The following is a 22,376-nucleotide window of genomic DNA, read 5'->3' on the forward strand; positions in this document are numbered from 1 at the left end:
ATCAATTTGATTCGCTGGCAGCACATTGCCAGCACCCCAACTCGTTAGCAAAACAACCATGGCACTCCAACCTCTCATGAAACTCCGCGGCGCTGGACTGCGAATCGGCGTTGTCACCGCGCGCTTCAATGCACCCGTGTGCGAAAAGCTGCTCGCCGGCGCCCGCAAGGCGCTGGCCGAAATGGGCGTTGATGCCAACGATGTCGCCGAAGTGACGGTGCCGGGTGCGCTGGAAATTCCGCTGGCGCTGCAGGCGTTTGCGGCAACCGAGCAGTTCGACGCGCTGGTTGCGCTCGGTTGCGTGATCAAGGGTGACACCTATCACTTCGAAGTCGTTTGCAATGAATCTGCGGCGGGCATCACCCGCGTTGGCCTTGACCTCGATGTGGCCATCGGCAATGGGGTGCTGACCACCTATACCGACGAGCAGGCCGAGAGCCGTGCCGAGCAGAAGGGCTACGAGGCGGCACAGGCGGCGGTCGAAATGGCGCTGCTGCAGGAATGGACGCACTCGAACTTTGGCGAGAACTGAGCGCCGGAGTTGATGATGAGCGAGAAGCAAGCCGTTACTGCGGCAAAGACCGATAACGAGGCGGCCCCCGCCAAAGCGACAAAACCAAAGTCGGCGCGGCGCTGGGCACGCGAGTTCGCGGTGCAGGCTCTGTATGAACTGTTTGTCGCGGGGCACGAGGTGGCCGCTGTGCGCCTGCGCACTGAGGGAGAGCCCGATTTCAAACGGGCCGACAAGGATTTCTTTCGCGAGCTGTGGACCGGGGTGACGACCGATACCGATGCGTTGATCGCCGCTGTGCAGCCGCATGTGGATCGTCCATTCGAACAGGTCAGCCCGATCGAGCGCAGCATCATCCTGATTGGCGCCTGGGAGCTTCGGCAGCGGCTCGACATTCCGTATCGTGTGGCAATCAATGAATCCGTGGAATTGGCCAAGACCTTTGGCGGCACCGACGGCCACAAATGGGTCAATGGGGTGCTCGACAAGCTGGCGCCACTGCTGCGCGCCGACGAGGTTGCAGCGGCACCGACGCGCGGCCGGCGCTGAATTCCGCCGCCACTTCCACCTGCGGCGTTCGCGATGACCGAGTTTGAGCTGATCGAACGCTTCTTCAAACGTCGCAGCCGCACCTCCGTGTTGGGCAATGGCGACGATTGCGCACTGGTGGCGCCGGCACCCGGCAACGTGTTCGCCATCACCACCGACACACTGGTGGCCGGGCGTCACTTTCTGCCCTCGATCACGCCTGAGCGACTCGGGCGTCGGGCGGTGCATGTCAATCTGAGCGATCTCGCAGCGATGGGTGCTGCACCTCGCTACGCCCTGCTGTCGCTGACCCTGCCCGAGATTGACGAAAGCTGGGTCGCAGCGTTCGCGGCTGGCCTGTGGGCCGCACTCGACGAGTTCGAGGTCGAACTGGTCGGCGGCAATACCACCCGCGGCCCGATGGCGATCGCGCTGACAGCGCTGGGTGATGTGCCACCCGGTCAGGTGTTGACCCGTACCGGCGCTTGCCCCGGCGATGAACTTTGGGTCAGTGGACCGGTGGGGGACGCGGGCTGGGCGCTGACAGCGCTGCTGCAGGATGGTGATGGTGCGGGGGAGCTGGTCATCACCGCGAGTCCCGCGCAGATCGACAAGTACGAGTGCCCGACTGCGCGGGTGGCCCTCGGCCTCGCGCTTAGGGACGTGGCAAGCAGTTGCATTGACATTTCCGACGGTCTGCTCAGTGAGGCGCAACATCTGGCGTCGGCATCCGGCGTCGACATTGACATCGACATCGTGGCGATTCCCACCGGCATCACCGATGTTGACCGCAGCGATGTCGGGCAGGCAGCGCCGGTGATGAATACGGTTGCTACCGGCAACGAGCGCAATCGCATCTTGCGCGCGCGCCTGGCACAGCATTGCCTGCTGGCGACGGGTGACACCTACGAGCTGCTGTTTACCGCGCCATCGTCCCGTCACGACGATGTGGTGCGACTGCTGGCGGCGCAGGACTTGGCCGGAGCGTGTATCGGCCGCGTGACAACCTCCGCCAACAGACCTGCAGTGCGCGTGCTTGACGCACAATCGCGCCTGATGAACATCGAAAGCAAGGGCTGGGATCATTTCGCATGAGTGATGTGGCAACGCAAAGTCGTGAACCTTCGCTGCGTTTCATGCTGTCGCATCCGGCACACGTGATTTCGTTGGGCTTTGGTGCCGGTCTCGCGCCGTTCGCACCCGGGACGTTTGGCACGCTGCTGGGCCTGTTCGCAGCGCGCTGGCTGCAACCCCTGTTGGGCGACACGCTCTTTTTTGCAGCCCTGTTCGGCGCCCTGCTTATCGGCACCTGGGCGGCCGGTGTTACCGGGCGCGCATTGGGCGAAAGTGACCATGGCGCCATCGTCTGGGACGAGGTGATCGCTATGGCGCTGATTACTGCAATGTTGCCCGGCGCCATGTGGAAGCAGGCCTCGGCGTTTCTGCTGTTCCGCTTTTTCGATATCCGCAAACCCGGGCCGGTCGGCTGGGCTGATCGCAACGTCAAGGGCGCGGTCGGGGTGATGCTGGACGATCTGGTCGCAGCGGCGCTGACGATGTTTGTCATGGCGCTGTGGATTCGTTTCGTTTGAGGGCACAGCGATGCACGCGTTGTTCGATGAGTGGATCAAGCTGGCGGCACATCTCGGCGAAAACTGCGTGGCGCAGCGGCGGGTGATCGCCGGTGCCGAGAGTTGCACGGGTGGCCTGATCTCTGCGGTGCTCACCAGCGTCAGCGGTTCGTCGGCCTGGGTGGACCGTGCTTTGGTGACTTACAGCAACGAGGCCAAGATGGATCTGCTTGGTGTCAATGCGTCAACGCTCGATGCCTTCGGTGCGGTGAGCGAGCAGACGGCGCGTGAAATGGCTTGCGGCGCCTTGCGGTGCGCCGACCAAAGCAATGCCCCCAACCTGGCTTATTCGGTCACTGGTGTCGCCGGGCCAATCGGCGGTAGCCCTGCCAAACCTGTGGGGATGGTGTGCTTTGCTTTTGCACTGAGGCCGACCGACGATCCGCAGACGCGGCAGGAAGCAATTTCGGTACGGGCGACGACCCGCCACTTCGCGGGTGACCGCAATGCGGTGCGTGAGCAGAGCGTCAACTACGTGCTGAGCGAACTGAATCGCATTGTCATTAGCGGGACCGTGTGAGATTGACGACGAAACAGGTCGGTAGACTAATCCCGCGCGCCGCAGATTGACCCGATACACTGCGAATACCGCCGTCGCTGGCTCTTTCCAAGCTCCACTACGAACGCATCCGCATGAAATGTCCATTTTGCGGCTCCCTTGATACGCAGGTGATCGACTCACGTGTCTCCGAGACGGGTGACGCCATCCGTCGTCGTCGCAAATGCCTGGCCTGCGACAAGCGTTTCACCACGTTTGAGACGGTTGAAATGCGCATGCCGCAGGTAGTCAAGAGCAATGGCACACGGCTCGATTTCAACGTCGAAAAAATTCGCACCGGCTTCAACCGCGCGCTGCACAAGCGCTTTGTGCCCACTGAATTTGTCGATCAGGCGATTGCGCGGATCACTGCCAACATCCACAGCCTCGGCGAACGGGAAATTCCATCGCGCAGCATCGGCGAAATGGTGATGGCCGAGCTTTACAAGCTCGACAAGGTGGCCTACATCCGTTTCGCATCGGTCTACAAATCGTTTCAGGATGTCGAGGACTTCCGCTCCGCGTTGCACGAGGTCGAGCGCCCGGCGGCCAAGAAGCCCGCGGCGAAGAAAGCGAAGCATGTTTAGCGCGACCGACGAAACTTTCATGCGGCGCGCGCTTGATCTGGCGGCAATGGCAATGAATCACGCCACGCCGAACCCGCGCGTCGGCTGCGTACTGGTGCGGGACCGTCAGGTGATCGCGGAAGGCTTCACCCAACGTCCCGGCGAACCGCACGCCGAGGCGCATGCCATCCGCAACGCGCGGGCGAAGGGGCAGGATCTGAGCGGCGCCACTGCCTACATCACGCTCGAGCCCTGCAATCATTTCGGCAAGACACCGCCCTGCACCGAGGCGCTGATTGGCGCAGGCGTCGGTCGCGTGGTGGCGGCGATGGAAGACCCGAACCCGCGGGTCAGCGGTACTGGCTTCGAGCGCCTGCGCGAAGCGGGCATCGACGTGCGGGTGGGACTGCTGCAGCAGGATGCCACCGAGCTCAACATCGGCTTCATCAAGCGCATGGCGACCGGCCTGCCCTGGGTGCGCTGCAAGGTGGCGGCGAGTATTGATGGCCGTACCGGGCTCGCCAACGGTGAATCGAAATGGATCACTGGCGACGAAGCACGCCGCGACGGCCATCGCTGGCGCGCGCGCGCCTGCGCCGTGCTTACGGGAAGCGGTACGGTCAAGCAGGACAACCCGCAGATGACCGTGCGCGGCGTCAGCACGCCGCTGCCGTTGCGGCAGCCGTTGCGGGTGGTGTTCGATCACATGGGTGAGCTGAGCCCGCTGGCCAAAGTGCTGCAGGGCGGCGCGCTGGTCTACTGTTCGGACCACGTTGCCGTCGGTTTGCCGGCCAACGTGGAAGTGGTGCGGCTGCCCGATCCGGCGAATCCAGGCAAGATCGACCTTGCGGCGACCATGCAGGATCTCGGTACCCGCGGCATCAACGAGCTGCACGTCGAGGCGGGCGCACGCCTGATGGGACCACTGATCGCGGCGGGACTGGTTGATGAACTGCTGGTCTATCTGGCGCCGAAACTGCTCGGTCGTGACGCTCGCGAGATGTTCTCGCTGGCGGCGCCGGACAAGCTCGGCGACGCCATCCAGTTTGACCTTCATGATGTCAGCCGCGTGGGCGACGATGTGCGCGTACTGTTGCGCAGCAAGTAGCAAGGCAAAAAAATGTTTACAGGAATCGTGACTGGCCTCGGCCGCGTGACTGCACACCAACCCATTGGCGACGGCCAGCGCATCACCGTCGCGTGCGGTGACTGGCCGCTCGACGATATCGCGATCGGCGACTCGATCATGCATTCGGGCTGCTGTCTGACCATCGTCGAGAAAGGCACGGGCGTGTTGCGCTCCGATGTTACGGCGCACACCCTCAGCGTGGTTACCGGGCTCGGGGTGGGTGCGCTGGTCAACCTTGAAAAATCGCTGACCCTTGCCGACAAACTTGGCGGCCATCTCGTCACTGGCCATGTTGACGCGACGGGCTTGGTGACGAAATGGCAGAACCTCGCGGAAAGCTGGTTGCTGGAAGTGGAAGTGCCGGCGCATCTCGGCAAGTTCATCGCGCAGAAGGGCTCCGTCACGGTCAACGGGGTGAGCCTGACGGTTAACGCCGTCGATGACGTCGCCACTGGCACGCGCTTCCAGATCAACGTGATTCCGCACACCTTTCAGGTCACCAATTTCAGCGAACTGAAGCAGGGTGGCCGGGTGAACGTCGAGATCGACACCATTGCCCGCTACGTTGAGCGCATGACGGCGAGGGCCTGAAGGCGACCGCGCAGCACCTAGAATCGGTTTCAACAGTATTCATCGCAAGCGAATCCGGGGATTTTCCATGGCCAACAGCAAAGCCACCTTCAACTGGAGCGATCCGCTCCTGCTCGACCAGCAACTGACCGACGACGAGCGCATGGTGCGCGACGCGGCGGCCGCCTATGCGCAGGACAAGCTGCTGCCTCGTGTGACCGAGGCATTCCGCAGCGAACATACTGATCCGGCGATCTTTCGCGAGATGGGCGAGCTGGGTCTTCTCGGCCCGACGATTCCCGAGCAGTACGGTGGCGCGGGCCTCAACTACGTCTGCTACGGCCTGATCGCGCGCGAGATTGAGCGCGTCGACTCCGGCTATCGCTCGATGATGAGCGTGCAGAGTTCGCTGGTGATGGTGCCGATCAACGAGTTCGGTTCCGAGGCGCAGAAGCAGAAATACCTGCCGAAGCTCGCTACCGGCGAATGGATCGGCTGCTTCGGTCTGACCGAGCCGAATCATGGCTCCGACCCGGGCAGCATGATCACCCGCGCGCGCAGCGTGCCGGGCGGCTTCTCGCTGTCGGGCGCCAAGATGTGGATCTCCAATTCGCCGTTCGCTGATGTTTTCGTCGTATGGGCCAAGAACGACGAAGGTCGCATTCGCGGCTTCATTCTCGAAAAGGGCATGAAGGGCCTGTCCGCACCGGCGATCAAGGGCAAGGTTGGTCTGCGTGCATCAACGACTGGTGAAATCGTGATGGATGAGGTCTTCGTCCCGGCCGAGAACGAGATGCCCGGCGTTGAGGGGCTGAAGGGCCCGTTCACCTGCCTGAATTCGGCTCGCTACGGCATCGCCTGGGGTGCGCTGGGCGCCGCCGAAGATTGCTGGCACCGCGCGCGCCTGTACGTGCTTGATCGCAAGCAGTTCGGCCGTCCGCTCGCGGCGAACCAGTTGATCCAGAAGAAACTCGCCGACATGCAGACCGAGATCACGCTTGGTTTACAGGGCTGCCTGCGTTTGGGCCGGATGAAGGACGAGGGCAGCGCCGCCGTTGAAATCACCAGCATCATGAAGCGCAATAGTTGCGGCAAGTCGCTCGATATCGCTCGCCTCGCCCGCGACATGATGGGCGGCAACGGCATCAGCGACGAATACGGCGTTGCCCGCCACCTGGTCAACCTTGAGGTGGTCAACACCTACGAGGGCACGCACGACATCCATGCCCTCATCCTCGGGCGTGCGCAGACCGGTATTGCGGCATTCGCGAACTGAGCCCGGACGCGGACGGCAAGCGGCGCGGTCAACAACCTACCTCCCTGGTACCACCATGAAGCTCTACAACTATTACCGGTCATCGGCGGCATACCGGGTTCGTATCGCTTTGAACCTCAAAGGGCTGACCTGGCAGCACGTGGGCGTACATCTGCTGAAGGCGCAGCACCGGGCGCCGGATTACCTGAAGCTCAATCCGGCCGGCCTGGTGCCGACGCTGGTGGCTGACGATGGCGCGGTGCTGACGCAATCGCTCGCGATCATGGAATATCTCGACGACGCCGGGCTGGGCGACACCTCGCTGTTGCCGAAAGACGCTGTGGATCGTGCGCATGTGCGAGCGCTGGCGCTGGCGTTGGCTTGCGACGTGCATCCGCTCAACAACGTGCGCGTGCTCAACTACCTGAGCGGTGAGCTGGGTGCGACCAATGAGCAGAAGAACGCCTGGATTGCGCACTGGATCACGATCGGGCTCGGTGCCTTTGAAAAGACGCTGGAGCAATCGGGCATGAGCGGGCATTTCTGCTTCGACGACATGCCGACGCTGGCCGACTGCGTGCTGGTGCCGCAGGTGTTTTCGGCACGACGCTTCAACGTCGATGTGTCGAAATATCCGCGCGTTGCCGCGATTGACGCGCTGTGCAACACGTTGCCAGCGTTCATCAGCGCACACCCGAAGAACCAGCCCGATTTCTCACCTTGACCGTGGGAGCCTGGCGGTGACCACTCATGAAGCGGCATCCGGGACTGCGAACGGGGCTTTGGCGGTCATTGGCTTCCGTGCGAAATGCCCGCTGAACAAGGGCGCAAGCGGTGAATATCGTAAAAGTCGATAAATGCTGTTTTATGGTTCTGAGCCCTTTTGGAATGGGCGTTTCCGGGAAAAGCTGTTGCTGCTGCTGATAGACTGCTCTGATGTCTGATTCCCCTGTTTCCGGTCCTGCCGTGCTCGATGCCCCGATTTCGGCGACGGCACTGGCCGAGGTGCGCTTTGACGCGCAGGGCCTGATCCCGGCCATCGCCCAGGACGCCGTGACCAACGAAATCCTGATGGTGGCCTGGATGGACCGCGATGCGTTATTGCGTACGCTTTCGACGGGCCGTGCCTGTTACTACTCGCGGTCGCGCCGGTCGGCGTGGATGAAGGGCGAAAGCTCCGGGCATTTGCAGATCCTGCGCGAGATTCGGATCGACTGCGATGGCGACGTGGTGTTGATGAAAGTGGATCAGCTGGGCGGCATCGCCTGCCACACCGGGCGCCGCAACTGCTTTTTTCGCAAGCTCGAAAACGGCGGCTGGGTGAACCAGTTTGAACCGGTGAAGTCCGAAGCGGAGATCTACGGTGAGCGCTGATCCGGTAGCGTCCAGCGCAAGCAGCGCCGACCTGTTTGCCCGCCTGGCGCAGACCATCGCCTCACGCGCCGGCGCCGACCCGGCCAAATCCTACGTCGCCAAACTGATGGCGAAGGCGCCGGATGCCGCGCTCAAGAAGGTCGGCGAAGAGGCGGCCGAATTCATCATGGCCTGCAAGGACGCAGAACTGGAAGCCAGCGCCGAGGACCGTGAGCGTGTGGTCGGCGAGGCGGCTGACGTGTGGTTTCATATGCTGGTCGCCATGTCGCGCTACGATGTCGGTGGCGCTGACGTGCTGGCCGAACTGGCGCGGCGCGAGGGTTTGTCCGGGATTGAAGAGAAGGCCTCGCGGCCCAAATGACCTTGGGAAACGCTGAACAAGTCCCTCACGAGCCGCGCATCGACGGACTCGGGCGGCTGGCATCGTTGCAAAGCCTCGTCGTAGCCCCGCTACGACTGCGTTTTGCGCCTGGCCATCCATCCCGATCCGCCGCGCGCAGCTTCGCGGGGACTTGTTCAGCGTTTCCCTTGAGCGACGCGGCCTGCGAAACCGTATCGGCAACTAATCCGTAAATCACCATGAGCACCGATAAAGACTGCATCTTCTGCAAGATTGTTCGCGGCGAAATCCCGTCCAGCAAGGTCTATGAAGACGACGAGGTGCTTGGCTTCAAGGACATTCACCCCTCCGCGCCGGTGCATGTGCTGCTGGTGCCGAAGAAGCACATTGCGCGGTTGTCGGAGGCGCAGGCCGCAGACCACTCGGTGCTCGGTAAAATGATGCTTGTTGCGCCGCAGGTGGCACGCGAGCAGGGCTCGGTCGACGGTTTCCGTACCATCATCAACGATGGCCGGGTCGGGCGGCAGGATGTGTTTCACCTGCACATGCACGTGCTGGGCGGCCCCGGGCCGCTCGGGCGCATGATGGCGATGGATGAATGATTGACGGCGGCGATGGCAACGTTCTCGCCCTGGCACTGGACGCTGGTGCTGCTGGTCGTGCTGTTTTTGTTTGGTAGCCAGCAGGCTGCAACGATTAAATGGATGCCACTGGTTGAAGGTGGCGCTGGTTTGTTGATAGCGTGGCTGCTGTTTGCAGCGCTGCGCGGACTTTGAGGAGTTGGCTGATGGGTTCGTTCTCGATTTGGCACTGGTTGATCGTGCTGCTGGTCGTCGTGCTGATTTTCGGCACCAAGAAACTGCGCAATGTCGGCAAGGACCTCGGTGGTGCCGTGAGTGATTTCAAGCAAGGCATGAAGGGCGGCGAAGAGGCCGCCAAGGGCAACGTCGAAAGCAGTGCCCAGGCCGCCCCGCAGGTGCTCGAAGGCGAAGTCAAGCGCGACAAGGTCTAGCGCCGATTGGCGCAGGACGAATGACCAATGACGAATGACTTATCTTTTTTCGTCCTAGCGCCGCAGGCGCGTCGTCATAGCCCGCCGTATGGCGGGCGCCGTCATAGCGGGCCCGGCCCGCGTCGTCCTGTCGCGGAGCGACAAGATGTTTGAACTGTCCTTCGGCAAGATGATGATCATCGCGGTAGTCGCGCTGATCGTGCTCGGGCCGGAGAAGCTCCCGCGCGTGGCGCGCACGCTCGGGCACCTGCTCGGTCGAGCGCGTAGCTACGCCAATCAGGTCAAGCAGGACATCGACCGCGAGATGCAGATGGACGAACTGCGCAAGCTGCAGCAGCAGGCGCAGGACGCCGCGCGCAGTTTCGAGTCGGCAGTCAACGAGGCAGGACGTAGCGTCGAAGCTGAAGCAGCCAGTGTTCAGGGCAGCGTCAACACGTCGCTCGCCGAAGCCAACGCCGCCGCCACGACATCTGTCGAAAACAGCATTGCTCCGGTGCACAACGCCACGCTGACCGCGCAGGATGAAGTGCAGGCGCTCGAAAAGTCCATCGCCGAACAGGCTCAGCCTGCATCGGCAGCTAACTCGTCCGCTCCGGTGATCACCGCCGAGCAGATGAGCGCCACACTGAATCCATCGGACAACGTCAGCAAGAAAGTTGCCTGAATCCGTGCGTTCGAAGTGCCGGTGCGGGACCGCCGCAGCCACCCTGGTGAGACAACGTCGCGGCATGAGTAGCCGCTCCTACCGCTAAGTCCCGCTCTCATGTCCACTGATACCCCCCAGGAAACTTTCATCTCGCACCTGATCGAGTTGCGCGAGCGGCTGGTGAAAGCGGTGGTCGCCGTGCTGGTGGCTACCTTTGCGCTGATGGCCTGGCCGGGCATGAAAGAGCTGTACTCACTGGTCGCAGCGCCGATGATGCATGCGCTGCCCAATGGCGCCACGATGATCGCGACCGACGTCACCGGCACCTTCTTCATTCCCTTGAAGGTGACGCTGATGGCGGGTTTCCTGATTTCGCTGCCGGTCGTGCTCTACCAGATGTGGGCCTTCGTGGCGCCGGGGCTCTACGCGCACGAAAAGAAGATGGCGCTGCCGATCATCGTGTCGTCCACGCTGCTGTTCTTCGCCGGCATGGCGTTCGCCTATTTCGTCGTGTTCCCGTCGATCTTCAAGACTTTCGTCAGCTTTACGCCGGTGGGCGTGCAGATGGCGACCGACATCGACAAGTACTGGAGCTTTGCGCTGACCATGTTCATCGCTTTCGGCATCACGTTCGAGACACCGGTGGTGCTCGCCGTGCTGACGCGCGCCGGCATCGTGACAGTCAGGCAGCTCGCCGAGTTTCGCGGTTATTTCATCGTTGCTGCGTTCGTGATTGCCGCCGTGGTTACTCCGCCGGACGTGCTGTCGCAGTTGTTCCTTGCGGTGCCACTGGTGGTGCTCTACGAGGTAGGCATCCTCGTCAGCCGCTTCATTACGCCGCGTACCCGCGCCGACGCTGACAGCGAGTAGGGCGCGCCGCCCGAAGGCGCGTCAGCGGCGCGTCTGCGGTCGGCGACCCAGCGTGATCTTGAGGTCAATGATTTCACCGTCGCGCAGCACCTTGAGCGGGAGGGTCTGCTCCGGTGACGACATGGCGATGGTGTTGACCGCGTCGCCGCGATCCGCAGTCGCCCGGCCGTTGATCTCGACGATCACGTCATTCACCCGCAAACCAGCCCGGCTGCCCGGCGCCCCATCGATGACCGCGGCAACGAAGGCGCCCTTCGATTCTTTCAGCGCCAGCCGCTTCGCGATGTCCGGCGTCACCGAACCGAGATTGGCGCCGATGTAGCCCCGCTTCACTTCGCCGTGGGCGATCAACTGCTCCATGATCGGTCGCGCGATCGCGGTTGGAATGGCGAAACCGATGCCCGAAAAATCACCGGTGCGGGTGAAGATGCTGGAATTGATGCCCACCAGTTCGCCCTGGGCGTTGACCAGCGCGCCGCCGGAGTTGCCCTGGTTGATCGCAGCATCGGTCTGGATAAAGCTCTCGAACGGATTGCCGTCGGCAATCTGGGTGCGGCCCAGCGCGCTGACGATACCCATCGTGACCGTGTTGCCGAACACGCCGAACGGGTTGCCGATCGCGAGCACCACGTCGGCCACCTGCAGTGCCTCGGAGTTGCCCAGCGCGACCGCCGGGAAGTCACTGCCGTCGATCTTGATCACGGCGAGATCGGTGTCGGGATCGGTGCCGATCAGTCGCGCTGGCAACACCCGCTTGTCGGCCAGCTCCACCTGAATCTGCTGTGCGCCCTCGACCACGTGGTTGTTGGTGAGGATGAAGCCATCGGCCCGCACGATGACGCCGGAGCCCTCGCCGAGCAATTGCTGCGCGTTGCTGTTCTGGTCGCGCCCAAAAAAGCGCTGGAACGTGGGGTCGTCCAGCAGCGGGTGGCGGAATTTTTTCTGCGCGCTGGTAGCGATCTTCACCACCGAGGGCAACGCGCGGCCAGCCGCAGCACTATAGCTGGTGACCGCACCACGCGCCGCCGCAGCGCCGGACGGGGCCGCTGCAGGCGCAGCAGCGTTCGATGCCGCTGGCAGCGCTGGCGCGAGCGGGGGCGCTGATCCGCCGGCGCGGGCGAGCCATTCTGGCCGCAGCGTGCTGACGGTGAACAAAATTGCGACACAGATCGTGCAGACCTGTGCGAAAACGAGCCATAATCGTTTGAGCATTGCGGTATTCCGGCGGTTCAGGGATCGGGCCCTGTTCGCACTATTTTCGCGAAAACAGTGTGAGCAGGATCCAGTGATGCGAAGTGAAATTCCGTAGCGGGTAGTTCAGCGTTTCTACGTGACGTGCTGCAAATAAAGTCGCGGGAGACCAGGCGGGTAGCGGACTACGCAATGGGCGGCGCTGGCAGTCAACGTGTCAGCGGGCCAATCGCGATGCCATTCATTGAGGGGCGAAAGATGCGTTCGGTGGAATTGCCGAATTTTATTCAACACATCGGGGCTCAGGGTGTGACAACGGCGACGGAAAGTTCTGTTCAGCGCGAGCAACTGACGCGCCATCTCAACGCGTTTCTGGAATGCCAGCGCTTCAAGGACGTCGCGACCAACGGCCTGCAGGTGGCCGGCCGCGAGCGCATTGCCAATATTGTGGTCGGCGTCACCGCCAACAAGGCGCTGATCGATGCCGCCATCGAGGCCAAGGCTGACGCGGTTATCGTCCATCACGGACTGTTCTGGAAGGGCGACAGCCCGGCGCTGGTCGGCTATCAACGCGAGCGTGTCGCGGCGCTGCTGGCGCACAAGATCAATCTTTACGCCTATCACCTGCCGCTGGATGTGCACGCAGAGGTTGGCAACAACGCCTGTCTGGGCCGCCGGCTTGGGCTTTCGCCGACCGGCACCTGCGGCGAAGCCGGGCTGGTGATGCTTGGCCAGCTCGGAGTGAGTGCTGACGTGCGCTGCACGGTGCTGGCGGCCTATGTCGCCCGCCATTATGGGCGCCGGGTGACGCTGTTTTCGCATCCTGAGCGGCCGATCAGGACGATTGCGTGGTGCACCGGCGCCGGCGGGTCATTGCTGGGCGATGCCATTGCGGCGGGGGCCGACGCCTTCATCACCGGCGAAATCAGCGAACAGCATGTGCATCAGGCGCGTGAGTCAAACATCACCCTGATCGCCGCGGGCCACCACGCCACCGAGCGTGACGGCGTGGCGGCGCTGGCAGCACATCTGGTGCAGCAGTTCGGCGTGAACTACCAGTTCATCGACATCAATTCACCGGTCTGACCGCACACTGGCGCATTCAGCTTCTTGCTGGAATGCCCATTGGCATTGGGCTCTACTGGCCATTCGCCAATAAGTCGATAGTGGCGCATTTTGGCGGTTCAGCCCAGCTCGGATGCCGCTAAGCGCGATAAGCTGTTGTTGCCTGGGGCGTGTTAACACGCCCTAGTTGCCACCCACGGTCGCCCGGCGTACGGCCAACCGTTCAACGGCCTGCCAATCCCACTCAATCCCGAGCCCCGGTTGTGCTGACGGAATCGCGAATCCGGCTTCGCTGGCCATGCCGCAACCTTCGCCCAGCGTCACCGAATCGAGCTGCGGGATGTATTCCACCCACGGCGCGTTCGGCACGGCGGCGCAGAGGCCGACGTGCAACTCCATCAGGAAGTGCGGACAGATTGGCACGTTGAAGCTCTCGGCCAGATGCGCACACTTGAGCCAGGGCGTGATGCCGCCGATACGCGCGACGTCGGCCTGGATGATTGAGCAGGCGCCGCGCTGCAAATATTCGCGGAAATGTTGCAGGCTGTAGATCGATTCGCCCACCGCAATCGGCAAACTGGTGCTCTGCGCAAGCCGCTCGTGACCGCCCAAATCTTCTGCAGGCAGCGGTTCCTCGAACCACGCAATATCGAGCGTTTCGTAGTGGTGCGCGCGGCGGATCGCCTCGCCGACCGTGAAGCACTGGTTGGCGTCGATCATGATTTCGAAGGCGTCGCCGACCGCCTCGCGCACGGCGGTCAGTCGCGCCATGTCCTCGCTGACGTGCGGGCGCCCGACCTTGATCTTCACGCCCTTGAATCCGAGCGCCTGCGCCTCGACCGACTGCGTCACCAGCTGTTCGGGCGACAGGTGCAGCCAGCCGCCCTCGGTCGAATACATCGCCACCCGCTGCTGTGCGCCGCCCGCCGCCTTGTGCAGCGGCAGACCGGAGCGCCGGCAGCGTGCATCCCAGAGCGCCGTGTCGATCGTCGCCAACGCCAGCGCGGTGATCGCACCGACGGCGGTAGCGTGGGTGTGGAAGAACAGGTCTTTCCAGATTGCCTCGATGTCGTCGGCGTCGCGGCCGACCAGCCGGGGCGCCAGGTGGTCCTGCAGCAGCGCCATGACCGACGAGCCGCCGGTGCCGATCGTGTAGCTGTAGCCCGTCCCCTGCGAACCGTCGTCGCAGGTGATGCGCACCATTGGCGTCTCCTGCACCACGAACGACTGGATCGCGTCCGAGCGCGGCACGGGCGGCGCCAGGTTGACCTGCCAGAGTTCGACTTGGGTGATGCGCGGCATGAGTCCCTCTCAATCAGATACTTCAAGCCGACGTCATTCTCGGCGCAGCCGGGAATCCAGACGGCTGCCATTCAAAGTCAAGTCACCGCGAGTACTCGCTCTCGGCATTCTGGATACCCGCCTTCGGCGAGTAGACGGCATTTTGTGAAGGACGAATGTCGCGTCGTTTGCTACATCCCCATGTACTTCGGCAACCAGAGACTGATCGACGGTATGTAGGTCAGGACGGCCAGACTCAACAGCAGCGGAACCAGCCACGGCAGGATTGCTGCCGTCGTGCGCTCCACGCTCAGCTTGGCGACGCGCGCGAGCACGAAGAGAACCATGCCCATTGGCGGATGCAGCAGACCGATCATGAGGTTCAACACCATCACCAGCCCAAAGTGAACCGGGTTGATGCCCAGCTTGAGCACGATTGGTAGCAGGATCGGCACCAGGATCGTGATCGCGGCGGTGGGCTCGAGGAAGCAGCCGACGAACAGCATCAGCACGTTGGCCAGCAGCAGAAACAGCCAGGGCTCCTTGGTGAACGCGAGCACCCAGTCGGCAATGGCGGCCGTCACGCCGGTGGCAGTCAGCATCCAACCAAAGATCGACGCGGCAGCAACGATGAACATGACCGTTGCGGTGGTCTCAACGGTGTCGAGGCAGACCTTCACAAACATCCGCCACGACAGCGTGCGGTACCAGAACAGGCCCAGCACCATCGCCCATACGCAGGCCGCGATGGCGCCCTCGGTTGGCGTGAAGAGCCCTGTCGTCATGCCGCCGATCAAGAGCACCGGTGTCATGATCGGCAGCACGGCCTGGAACTTGAACTTCCAGTCGGCGAGGAAGATCACCACGAGGCCCGTGATGACAGTCGCCTGCGCCGGGGCACCCCATTGCACTGCGTAGTACAGCGCGAGCGGCCACGCGATTACGACGGCTGTCTCAATGAGTGCGCCGCCGAAGCGCGACCAGACGAACTTGATGTCGCCGCCCCAGCCGTTCTTGTGCGCAAAGTACGCCACCGTGAGCATCATCAGCACCGCCATCAGCACGCCGGGCAGGATGCCCGCGAGGAACAGCGCGCCGACCGACACGTTCGCCATCATCGCGTAGATCACGAAGGGCAGCGACGGCGGGATGATCGGGCCGAGCGTCGCTGATGCGGCGGTGACGCCGACCGCGAACTCGGTCGCGTAGCCGTGGTCCTTCATCGCCTTGATCTCGATGGTGCCCAAGCCCGCCGCGTCGGCGATGGCGGTGCCGCTCATGCCAGCGAAGATCACTGAGCCAAGCACGTTGACATGCCCGAGTCCGCCCTTGAGCCAGCCGACGAGGGCCAGCGCATAGTTGTAGATGCGGTTGGTGATGCCCGCATTGTTCATCAGATTGCCAGCCAGGATGAAGAACGGCACGGCGAGCAGCGGAAAGCTGTCGATGCCGCCAATCATGCGGTGCACGACGGTGAAGCCGGGCAGATCGCCGCTGACCAGGATATAGATGAGCGACGCGCCGGCCATGGCGATGGCGACCGGTATGCCGGTGCTCATCAGGCCGAGGAAGAAAATTTTCAGCATGGAGGGTTCTGCCGGTTAGCGGTCGGCCATCGTGGATTCGGGGCGCTCAAGCACGCTGTAGCCGCGTTGCCAGTGCACACGCGTCACCCACACCGAGCGCAGCATCATGCCGACAAAACCGAACAGGCAGACACCGTAAACGATGTTCATCGGCAGATCGACGATGGTCATCTTGTAGCTTTCCATCTTCATCATCATCTGCACGGTGAACCAGACCATCGCCGCGAAAAATGCGATACGCGCGACGTCAACAAAGGTCGATAGCGTCCGCGCCACGCCGTGCGGCAAGTAGCGATAGAGCAGGTCCACCTGAATGTGATTGTTCTTGGCTACACCAATCGCGGCACCTACGAACACGGTCCCGATCAGCAGGTAGCGCGCGATCTCCTCAGTCCACGACGCAGAATCGTTGAATGCGTAACGGGTGATGAACTGGGTGAAGACCACGGCTGCCAGTGTCCAGAACAGCAGCAAGGCAATCCACGCCTCGAACGGCACGTCGTCGAAGGTGACGGCTTCATCGGTGGCGTGAAACTCGCCATCGTCGCCCATGACCTTGGGGCCGGAATCCAGATCCATGGTGTCTGCTCTCGAATAGTCGGTAAGGCGGGCAGTGCCCGCCGTTCGCAAAGGAGGCGGGCAGCACCCGCCCGACGACAGTTGTCCGTGAAAGTGCTACTTCGCCGCCTGAATGCGGTCGTAGTCTTTGCGATCAAAGCCCAGTGATTCGAGCGTGGTGCTCTTCAATACGGCCTGCTGGAAGCCAGCGCGATCCACCTGCACGATGTTGAGGCCCTTCTTCTTGAACTCTTCCACCAGCTCGCCTTCACGCTTGATGATTTGCGCGGTGGCGCGGGCGGCAGCCTCGCGGGTGACTTCGGTGAAGATGGCCTTCTCGGCGTCGCTCAACTTGGTCCATACATGCGGCGCGATCTGCGTGACGAGGCCATCCACGATGTGACCGGTCAGCATGATGTGCTTCTGCACTTCGTAGAACTTCTTGGCCTCGATGGTCGTCAGCGGATTTTCCTGCGCTTCCACGGTGCCGTTCTGCAGCGCGAGATAAACCTCGGCAAAGGCGATCGGCGTCGGGTTGGCGCCGCATGCCTTCGGCGTGGCCATGTAGACCGGCACATCCGGCACGCGAATCTTCAGGCCCTTCATGCCTGCGCAATCGTTGAACGGCCGGTTCGAGGTAGTGTGCCGGGCGCCGTAGTAGGTGTAGGCCGTCATCTGGATGCCGGTCTTGGCGCGATAGCCGTCGACCATTTCCTTGAACACATCACTCTTTGAATAAGCCGCCTGATGCGCGGCATCGCGGAAGATGAAGGGATAGTAGGCAATGCCCAGCCGCGGATAGCTGCGCGCGGCAAACGATGGGCCGCTGATGATCATGTCCACGGTCCCGAGCGTCATGCCCTGATTGATGTCCGTTTCCTTGCCGAGCGAGGAGGCCGGGAACACCTGAATGTCGAACTTGCCGTTGGTGCGCTTCTTGATTTCGGCGGCCGCCCATACCGATTCAGTGTGATACGGCTCGGACGTCTCATAGACGTGCGCCCACTTGAGCTTGGTCTGGGCGAAGCCGACGGCCGGGGCGATGACGGTGGCTGCGACGAGCGCAGAAGTGATGAGCGTGCGGAATTTCACGGAGACCTCCTTGTTGAATGCGGTGAGCGGCGTTCTGAACTCTGTCGGTCTGTGCTTCGCCGCACTGCCGATAGCATAAGCGATTACGACGCCAGTCATCGTACAAGAGGAGACGGAGTGAAACCAAGCAGGATTACCCACATTCGCGCCACGCCGGTGACAGTGCCGCTGCAGGCGCCGCTGCTGCACAGCAATGGTGCGCACTGGGGGCGCTTCGTCCGTACCATCGTCGAAGTCGAAACTGACGACGGCTACGTCGGCCTCGGCGAATTCGGCGGCGGTGGCGAGGTCGCCAGCGCCGGGATCGAAAGCCTGATCACCTACCTCAAGGGCCACAACGTTTTCGAGCTGGAGGCGTTGCGCTTCGCCATCTGCAACCCGACCGCGAGCCTCTACAACAACCGCACGCAGTTGCACGCCGCCATTGAGTTCGCCTGTCTGGACATCATGGGCCAACGCCTGGGCGTGCCGGTGGCCGAGCTGCTGGGCGGCCGCGTGCGTGAGTCGGTCGAATTTGCGAGCTATCTGTTCTTCCGCCTGCCGAACGACAAGACGGGCGAGGGCGAGGTGCGCACGGCCGATCAGCTCGTCGCGCATGCCAAAGCCTTGCAGGCTGAGCACGGCTTCACCGCGCACAAGCTGAAAGGCGGCGTGTACGCGCCCGACTACGAGCTGAACGCCTATCAGGCTGTGGCTGCCGCTTTGCCGAAGGACCGCTTTCGCTACGACCCGAATTCCGCGTTCTCGCTGGCCGATGCCATCCGCTTCGGGCAGGGCATCGCGCACATCAACAATGACTACTACGAAGACCCGGTGTTCGGCATGCCGCAGCTTTCACGGCTGCGTGAATTTGTGCGCATCCCGATTGCCACCAACACGGTCGTGGTGAACTTCGAGCAGCTCGCCATGAACATCACCACGCAGCCGCGCGCAGTGGACGTGGTGCTGCTCGACACCACCTTCTGGGGCGGCATCCGGCCCTGCATCAAGGCCGCTGCGATTTGCGACACCTTCGGCCTTGGCGTTGCCGTGCACTCCTCGGGCGAGCTCGGCATTCAGCTCGCGACGATGCTGCACATGGGCGCCGTGGTGCCCAACCTTGGCTACGCGGCCGACGCCCACTACCACCACCTCACCGACGACATCATCGTCGGCGGCAAGATGAAATACGTGAACGGCGCCATTGCCGTGCCCACCGGGCCGGGGCTTGGCGTCACGCTCAACCGCGACAAGCTGCGCCAGTATCACGAGCTGTTCAGGGAGCTCGGCGGCTACACCTACGACCGCGACCCGTCGCGCCCCGGCTGGTATCCACTGGTGCCGAATTCGCGGTGGAAGGCTTCGTGATGGGTGAAGCGGTCACCGCGCCGGCCTCGCTGATTCCGCCCTTCGTCAGTCTGTCCGACCTGATTCACGGTCACGCTCGCGAGCGGCCGGACGCGCTGGCACTGAGCGACGGGCAGCAGTCGCTCACCTATGCCGCGCTGGACGCGCAGATGGATCGCATAGCGGCTTCGCTGCAGCGCGATGGTCTGCGCGCAGGCGATGTGGTGTCGGTATGCGCTGCCAGCTCGGTGCGTTATGCACTCGTGTTTGTGGCTGCGTTGCGCGCGGGCATTGTCGTCGCGCCGCTGGCGCCATCGTCAACGGCCGCCAGCTTGTGCTCAATGCTGCACGACGCCGAGGCGAAGCTGCTGTTTCTGGATGCTCAAGTCGCCGCCTTGCTCGACGCTGCGTCAGACACAGGCGAACAAGCGCCAGCGCGCATCGCGCTCGACGACAGCGACGCGGGGCAGCGCTTTGACGAATGGCTGGCCGATGCCGGCAGCGCACCGGCGCCCGTCGAAGTGCAGCCACAACACCCGTTCAACATCATCTACTCGTCCGGCACCACCGGCACGCCCAAGGGCATCGTGCAATCACACGCCATGCGCTGGGCCCACATCCAGCGTGGCGTCGCTTATGGCTATGGCCCGGACGCTGTGACGCTGCTGGCGACGCCGCTCTACTCGAACACTACGCTGGTGTCGTTCTTTCCGACGCTCGGGCTCGGCGGGCAGGTGCATCTGATGGCGAAGTTCGATGCTGAAAACTACTTGCGCATCGCCGAGCGCATTCGCGCTACGCACACCATGCTGGTGCCGGTTCAGTACCAGCGCATCATGGCGTTGCCGTCGTTCGGTCAGTTCGACCTGCGATCGTTTCAGGCCAAATTCAGCACCAGTGCGCCGTTCCGCGCGCCACTCAAGGCCGACGTGCTGGCGCGCTGGCCCGGCGGGCTGATCGAGTTCTACGGCATGACTGAGGGCGGCGGCACCTGCATCCTCGAAGCGCATCTGCACCCGGACAAGCTGCACACCGTCGGCAAGCCGGCCACCACCAGCGACATCCGTCTGATCGACGAGAACGACCGTGAGCTGCCGCCGGGTACAACCGATGTGCCCGGCGAAGTGGTTGGCCGCTCGCCGGGAATGATGACCGGTTATCACCGGCAGGACGCGAAGACACGCGAGGTAGAGTGGTTCGATGTCACCGGCTCGCGCTTCATCCGCACCGGTGACGTAGGCCGCTTTGATGCCGACGGCTTTTTGACGCTGGTGGATCGCCGCAAGGACATGATCATCAGCGGTGGCTTCAACATCTACCCGAGCGATCTCGAAGCCGAGCTGCGTGCCCATCCTGACGTCGCCGATGTAGCGGTCGTCGGCGTGCCGTCGGAGCAGTGGGGCGAAACACCGGTCGCCTATGTGGTGCGCGCGGCGGACGCAAGCTGCGACGCGCCGACGCTCAAGGCCTGGTACAACGCCCGCGCCGGCAAGACGCAGCGGCTGGCCGACCTGCGCTTCATCGACGAACTGCCGCGCAGCGCCATCGGCAAGGTGCTCAAGCGTGAGCTGCGCGATCTCTATCTTTCGGCCTCGAACTGAGCCTCCCATGCGACTGAATCTTCAATCCCTGTCTTCGCTGCCCGCCACTGTTGAGCGCCCGAATGCTGCTGTCACCAGCGCGGGGGTCGGCATCGTCCACCTCGGCATCGGCGCCTTTCACCGCGCGCATCAGGCGGTGTACACCGATGACGCGATGGCGCTGAGCGGTGGTGACTGGGGCATTTGCGGTGTGAGCCTGAAATCGCCGACCGTTCGCGACCAGCTTGCACCGCAGGACGGCCTGTACAGCGTTCGCACCGTCTCGCGTGCGGGCGACGCGTGGCGAGCCGTGGGCGCAGTGCGCGAGGTGCTGTTCGCGCCGGCGCAGTTGCGGGAGGTGATCGCCCGCATTGCGCGCGCCGAGACGCAGATCGTGTCGCTGACGGTGACCGAGAAGGGCTATTGCGCCAACGTCGGCAAGCGCGAGCCACTGTGGGATCACCCGGATATCGCCAATGATCTGGCGCATGCTGACGCGCCGGTCAGCGTGCTCGGCGTGCTGGTGGCTGGGCTGCACGAGCGCTACCGCAAGCGCGGGGCGCCGCTCACCGTGCTCTGCTGCGACAACCTGCCCGAGAACGGCGCCGTGCTGGAGGCGCTGGTGCATCGCTTCAGCGAGCGCCTGTATCCGCAGATGCTGCCGTGGCTGCGCGAGAGCGTGCGCTTCCCATCCGCGATGGTGGACCGCATCGTCCCCGCCACCAAAGCGGGCGACCTTGACGATGCCAAGGCTGCGCTCGGTGTGGAAGACCACGGCGTAGTGCGCGCCGAGCCGTTCGGGCAATGGGTGATCGAGGATCGCTTTGCCGCTGCGCGCCCGGCATGGGATCGCGTCGGCGTGCAGTTCGTCGCCGACGTCAAACCGTTCGAGAAGATGAAGCTGCGGCTGCTTAACGGCTCGCACTCGCTGATGGCCTATCTGGGCTATCTCGCAGGCTACGAGACGATCGCCGAGACGATCAGCGACCCCGCCTTCGAGCACGCGGTGCGCGGGCTGATGCGCGAAGCTGAATCCACGCTCGACCCGGTACCAGGCACTGACCTCGCGGTCTATCAGACGCAACTGATCGAGCGCTTCGGTAACCCCGCCAACGGCCACCGCTGCGCGCAGATCGCGATGGACGGCTCACAAAAGATTCCGCAACGCTGGCTCGCCGTGGCCCGCGAGCGCATGGCCGCAGGGCAGGGCATCGACGCCATCGCGCTCGCCATCGCCGGCTGGATTCGCTACCTGTACGGCAAGGACGAACTCGATCAGCCCATCACCATCGCGGACCCGCTCGCAGGCGAATTCGCAGCGATTGCCGCAAAGTACTCCTACGATGCGCTCTCATTCGCCGACGCCGTGTTGCGTGTAGAAGCCGTATTCGGCGAACTGGGCCGCACGCCGGCGTTTGCGGCGCCCGTGAAGCGGCTGGTCAGCCAGTTGTTCCGGGATGGGGCGCAGGCGACGGTTGCCGACTTCGGGGCGCGATCAGGCTGAGCGCTGAACAACCAACGTCACCAGTCGCAGCGACGTACCTTTCCCGACCCCGGTCGTGGCGCCTCCGTTCGTGGTGAGCTTGTCGAACCATGAACCCGTAAGGGGCGTAGGGTGGGTTTCAACCCACCCAAATTGATACCAGCCAAATTTGTTCATCGCAGGATTGTCTGCGAACGCCACCAGCGCGCTCAATGGCCGCGCGGGGCCAGTCACTTTTGTTCCG

General features: G+C 63.1%; 26 protein-coding genes. 21 read left to right on the forward strand and 5 right to left on the reverse strand.

Annotated elements, in window-relative coordinates:
• The first annotated feature begins 76 nt into the window (after positions 1-76).
• The 17 genes from ribH (at position 77) to tatC (ending at position 10,970) form a co-directional block, all read left to right on the forward strand.
• On the forward strand, positions 77-532 hold the full coding sequence (gene ribH, locus FKL89_RS06240) for a 6,7-dimethyl-8-ribityllumazine synthase (RefSeq protein WP_238363507.1): 456 nt from the start codon (positions 77-79) through the stop codon (positions 530-532).
• 15 nt (positions 533-547) lie between these two features.
• Entirely contained in the window at positions 548-1,060 is a 513-nt protein-coding gene (gene nusB, locus FKL89_RS06245) for a transcription antitermination factor NusB (protein WP_156861943.1), read from the forward strand.
• A gap of 33 nt (positions 1,061-1,093) precedes the next feature.
• Positions 1,094-2,134 (forward strand): thiamine-phosphate kinase, encoded by a 1,041-nt coding sequence (gene thiL / locus FKL89_RS06250; RefSeq protein ID WP_156861944.1) that lies wholly within the window; start codon positions 1,094-1,096, stop codon positions 2,132-2,134.
• Positions 2,131-2,631 carry a phosphatidylglycerophosphatase A family protein gene (locus tag FKL89_RS06255; protein WP_238363508.1) on the forward strand — a complete coding sequence of 167 codons (501 nt, stop codon included), beginning with the start codon at positions 2,131-2,133 and terminating at the stop codon, positions 2,629-2,631. Before thiL ends, FKL89_RS06255 begins: the two co-directional genes overlap by 4 nt.
• A gap of 10 nt (positions 2,632-2,641) precedes the next feature.
• Complete coding sequence (locus tag FKL89_RS06260) at positions 2,642-3,190, forward strand: CinA family protein (protein WP_156861945.1); 549 nt, start codon at positions 2,642-2,644, stop codon at positions 3,188-3,190.
• A gap of 113 nt (positions 3,191-3,303) precedes the next feature.
• A complete protein-coding gene (gene nrdR / locus FKL89_RS06265) occupies positions 3,304-3,795 on the forward strand; it encodes a transcriptional regulator NrdR (RefSeq protein ID WP_156861946.1) in 492 nt (163 codons plus the stop codon).
• Positions 3,788-4,882: a bifunctional diaminohydroxyphosphoribosylaminopyrimidine deaminase/5-amino-6-(5-phosphoribosylamino)uracil reductase RibD gene (gene ribD / locus FKL89_RS06270; RefSeq protein ID WP_156861947.1), complete on the forward strand. Its 1,095-nt coding sequence runs from the start codon at positions 3,788-3,790 to the stop codon at positions 4,880-4,882. The genes nrdR and ribD overlap by 8 nt, the downstream gene beginning before the upstream one ends.
• A gap of 12 nt (positions 4,883-4,894) precedes the next feature.
• The gene (locus tag FKL89_RS06275; RefSeq protein ID WP_156861948.1) at positions 4,895-5,494 is read left to right on the forward strand and encodes a riboflavin synthase; all 600 of its coding nucleotides are present in this window, start codon (positions 4,895-4,897) and stop codon (positions 5,492-5,494) included.
• 67 nt (positions 5,495-5,561) lie between these two features.
• Complete coding sequence (locus FKL89_RS06280; RefSeq protein WP_156861949.1) at positions 5,562-6,749, forward strand: acyl-CoA dehydrogenase; 1,188 nt, start codon at positions 5,562-5,564, stop codon at positions 6,747-6,749.
• 55 nt (positions 6,750-6,804) lie between these two features.
• The gene (gene maiA, locus FKL89_RS06285) at positions 6,805-7,452 is read left to right on the forward strand and encodes a maleylacetoacetate isomerase (RefSeq protein ID WP_156861950.1); all 648 of its coding nucleotides are present in this window, start codon (positions 6,805-6,807) and stop codon (positions 7,450-7,452) included.
• A 212-nt stretch (positions 7,453-7,664) separates the two neighbouring features.
• Positions 7,665-8,102 (forward strand): phosphoribosyl-AMP cyclohydrolase, encoded by a 438-nt coding sequence (gene hisI / locus FKL89_RS06290; RefSeq protein ID WP_156861951.1) that lies wholly within the window; start codon positions 7,665-7,667, stop codon positions 8,100-8,102.
• Positions 8,092-8,463 (forward strand): phosphoribosyl-ATP diphosphatase, encoded by a 372-nt coding sequence (locus tag FKL89_RS06295; RefSeq protein ID WP_156861952.1) that lies wholly within the window; start codon positions 8,092-8,094, stop codon positions 8,461-8,463. The genes hisI and FKL89_RS06295 overlap by 11 nt, the downstream gene beginning before the upstream one ends.
• A gap of 218 nt (positions 8,464-8,681) precedes the next feature.
• A complete protein-coding gene (locus FKL89_RS06300) occupies positions 8,682-9,044 on the forward strand; it encodes a histidine triad nucleotide-binding protein (protein ID WP_156861953.1) in 363 nt (120 codons plus the stop codon).
• 12 nt (positions 9,045-9,056) lie between these two features.
• Positions 9,057-9,218, forward strand: coding sequence for a twin-arginine translocase TatA/TatE family subunit (locus FKL89_RS06305; protein WP_156861954.1), 162 nt, complete (start codon positions 9,057-9,059; stop codon positions 9,216-9,218).
• 11 nt (positions 9,219-9,229) lie between these two features.
• A complete protein-coding gene (gene tatA / locus FKL89_RS06310; RefSeq protein ID WP_156861955.1) occupies positions 9,230-9,454 on the forward strand; it encodes a Sec-independent protein translocase subunit TatA in 225 nt (74 codons plus the stop codon).
• A 145-nt stretch (positions 9,455-9,599) separates the two neighbouring features.
• A complete protein-coding gene (gene tatB / locus FKL89_RS06315) occupies positions 9,600-10,118 on the forward strand; it encodes a Sec-independent protein translocase protein TatB (protein ID WP_156861956.1) in 519 nt (172 codons plus the stop codon).
• Between the two features lie 99 nt (positions 10,119-10,217).
• On the forward strand, positions 10,218-10,970 hold the full coding sequence (gene tatC, locus FKL89_RS06320; protein ID WP_156861957.1) for a twin-arginine translocase subunit TatC: 753 nt from the start codon (positions 10,218-10,220) through the stop codon (positions 10,968-10,970).
• Between the two features lie 21 nt (positions 10,971-10,991).
• On the opposite strand, the gene FKL89_RS06325 is transcribed toward tatC, so the two are convergent.
• Positions 10,992-12,182 carry a S1C family serine protease gene (locus FKL89_RS06325; protein ID WP_156861958.1) on the reverse strand — a complete coding sequence of 397 codons (1,191 nt, stop codon included), beginning with the start codon at positions 12,180-12,182 and terminating at the stop codon, positions 10,992-10,994.
• Between the two features lie 288 nt (positions 12,183-12,470).
• On the opposite strand from FKL89_RS06325, the gene FKL89_RS06330 reads away from it, so the two are divergent.
• Complete coding sequence (locus FKL89_RS06330) at positions 12,471-13,247, forward strand: Nif3-like dinuclear metal center hexameric protein (RefSeq protein WP_238363509.1); 777 nt, start codon at positions 12,471-12,473, stop codon at positions 13,245-13,247.
• Between the two features lie 162 nt (positions 13,248-13,409).
• Here FKL89_RS06330 and FKL89_RS06335 read toward each other — a convergent pair whose 3' ends face one another.
• From FKL89_RS06335 to FKL89_RS06350, 4 genes are all read right to left on the reverse strand, one after another.
• The gene (locus FKL89_RS06335) at positions 13,410-14,528 is read right to left on the reverse strand and encodes a mandelate racemase/muconate lactonizing enzyme family protein (RefSeq protein ID WP_156861960.1); all 1,119 of its coding nucleotides are present in this window, start codon (positions 14,526-14,528) and stop codon (positions 13,410-13,412) included.
• A gap of 170 nt (positions 14,529-14,698) precedes the next feature.
• The gene (locus tag FKL89_RS06340) at positions 14,699-16,093 is read right to left on the reverse strand and encodes a TRAP transporter large permease (RefSeq protein ID WP_156861961.1); all 1,395 of its coding nucleotides are present in this window, start codon (positions 16,091-16,093) and stop codon (positions 14,699-14,701) included.
• 15 nt (positions 16,094-16,108) lie between these two features.
• On the reverse strand, positions 16,109-16,672 hold the full coding sequence (locus FKL89_RS06345) for a TRAP transporter small permease (RefSeq protein ID WP_156861962.1): 564 nt from the start codon (positions 16,670-16,672) through the stop codon (positions 16,109-16,111).
• A gap of 96 nt (positions 16,673-16,768) precedes the next feature.
• Entirely contained in the window at positions 16,769-17,743 is a 975-nt protein-coding gene (locus tag FKL89_RS06350; RefSeq protein ID WP_420361140.1) for a sialic acid TRAP transporter substrate-binding protein SiaP, read from the reverse strand.
• Positions 17,744-17,860: 117 nt separating this feature from the next.
• Here FKL89_RS06350 and FKL89_RS06355 point away from each other — a divergent pair, with 117 nt between their 5' ends.
• The 3 genes from FKL89_RS06355 to FKL89_RS06365 are packed head-to-tail and all read left to right on the forward strand — an operon-like array spanning position 17,861 to position 22,153.
• Positions 17,861-19,090 carry an enolase C-terminal domain-like protein gene (locus tag FKL89_RS06355; protein ID WP_156861964.1) on the forward strand — a complete coding sequence of 410 codons (1,230 nt, stop codon included), beginning with the start codon at positions 17,861-17,863 and terminating at the stop codon, positions 19,088-19,090.
• Positions 19,090-20,670, forward strand: a complete 1,581-nt coding sequence (locus FKL89_RS06360) for a class I adenylate-forming enzyme family protein (protein WP_156864581.1) — start codon at positions 19,090-19,092, stop codon at positions 20,668-20,670. The genes FKL89_RS06355 and FKL89_RS06360 overlap by 1 nt, the downstream gene beginning before the upstream one ends.
• Positions 20,671-20,677: 7 nt before the next feature.
• On the forward strand, positions 20,678-22,153 hold the full coding sequence (locus tag FKL89_RS06365) for a mannitol dehydrogenase family protein (RefSeq protein ID WP_156861965.1): 1,476 nt from the start codon (positions 20,678-20,680) through the stop codon (positions 22,151-22,153).
• Positions 22,154-22,376: the final 223 nt, after the last annotated feature.

It is taken from the genome of Casimicrobium huifangae (assembly GCF_009746125.1).
In the GTDB taxonomy this organism is placed as follows: Bacteria; Pseudomonadota; Gammaproteobacteria; order Burkholderiales; family Casimicrobiaceae; genus Casimicrobium; species Casimicrobium huifangae.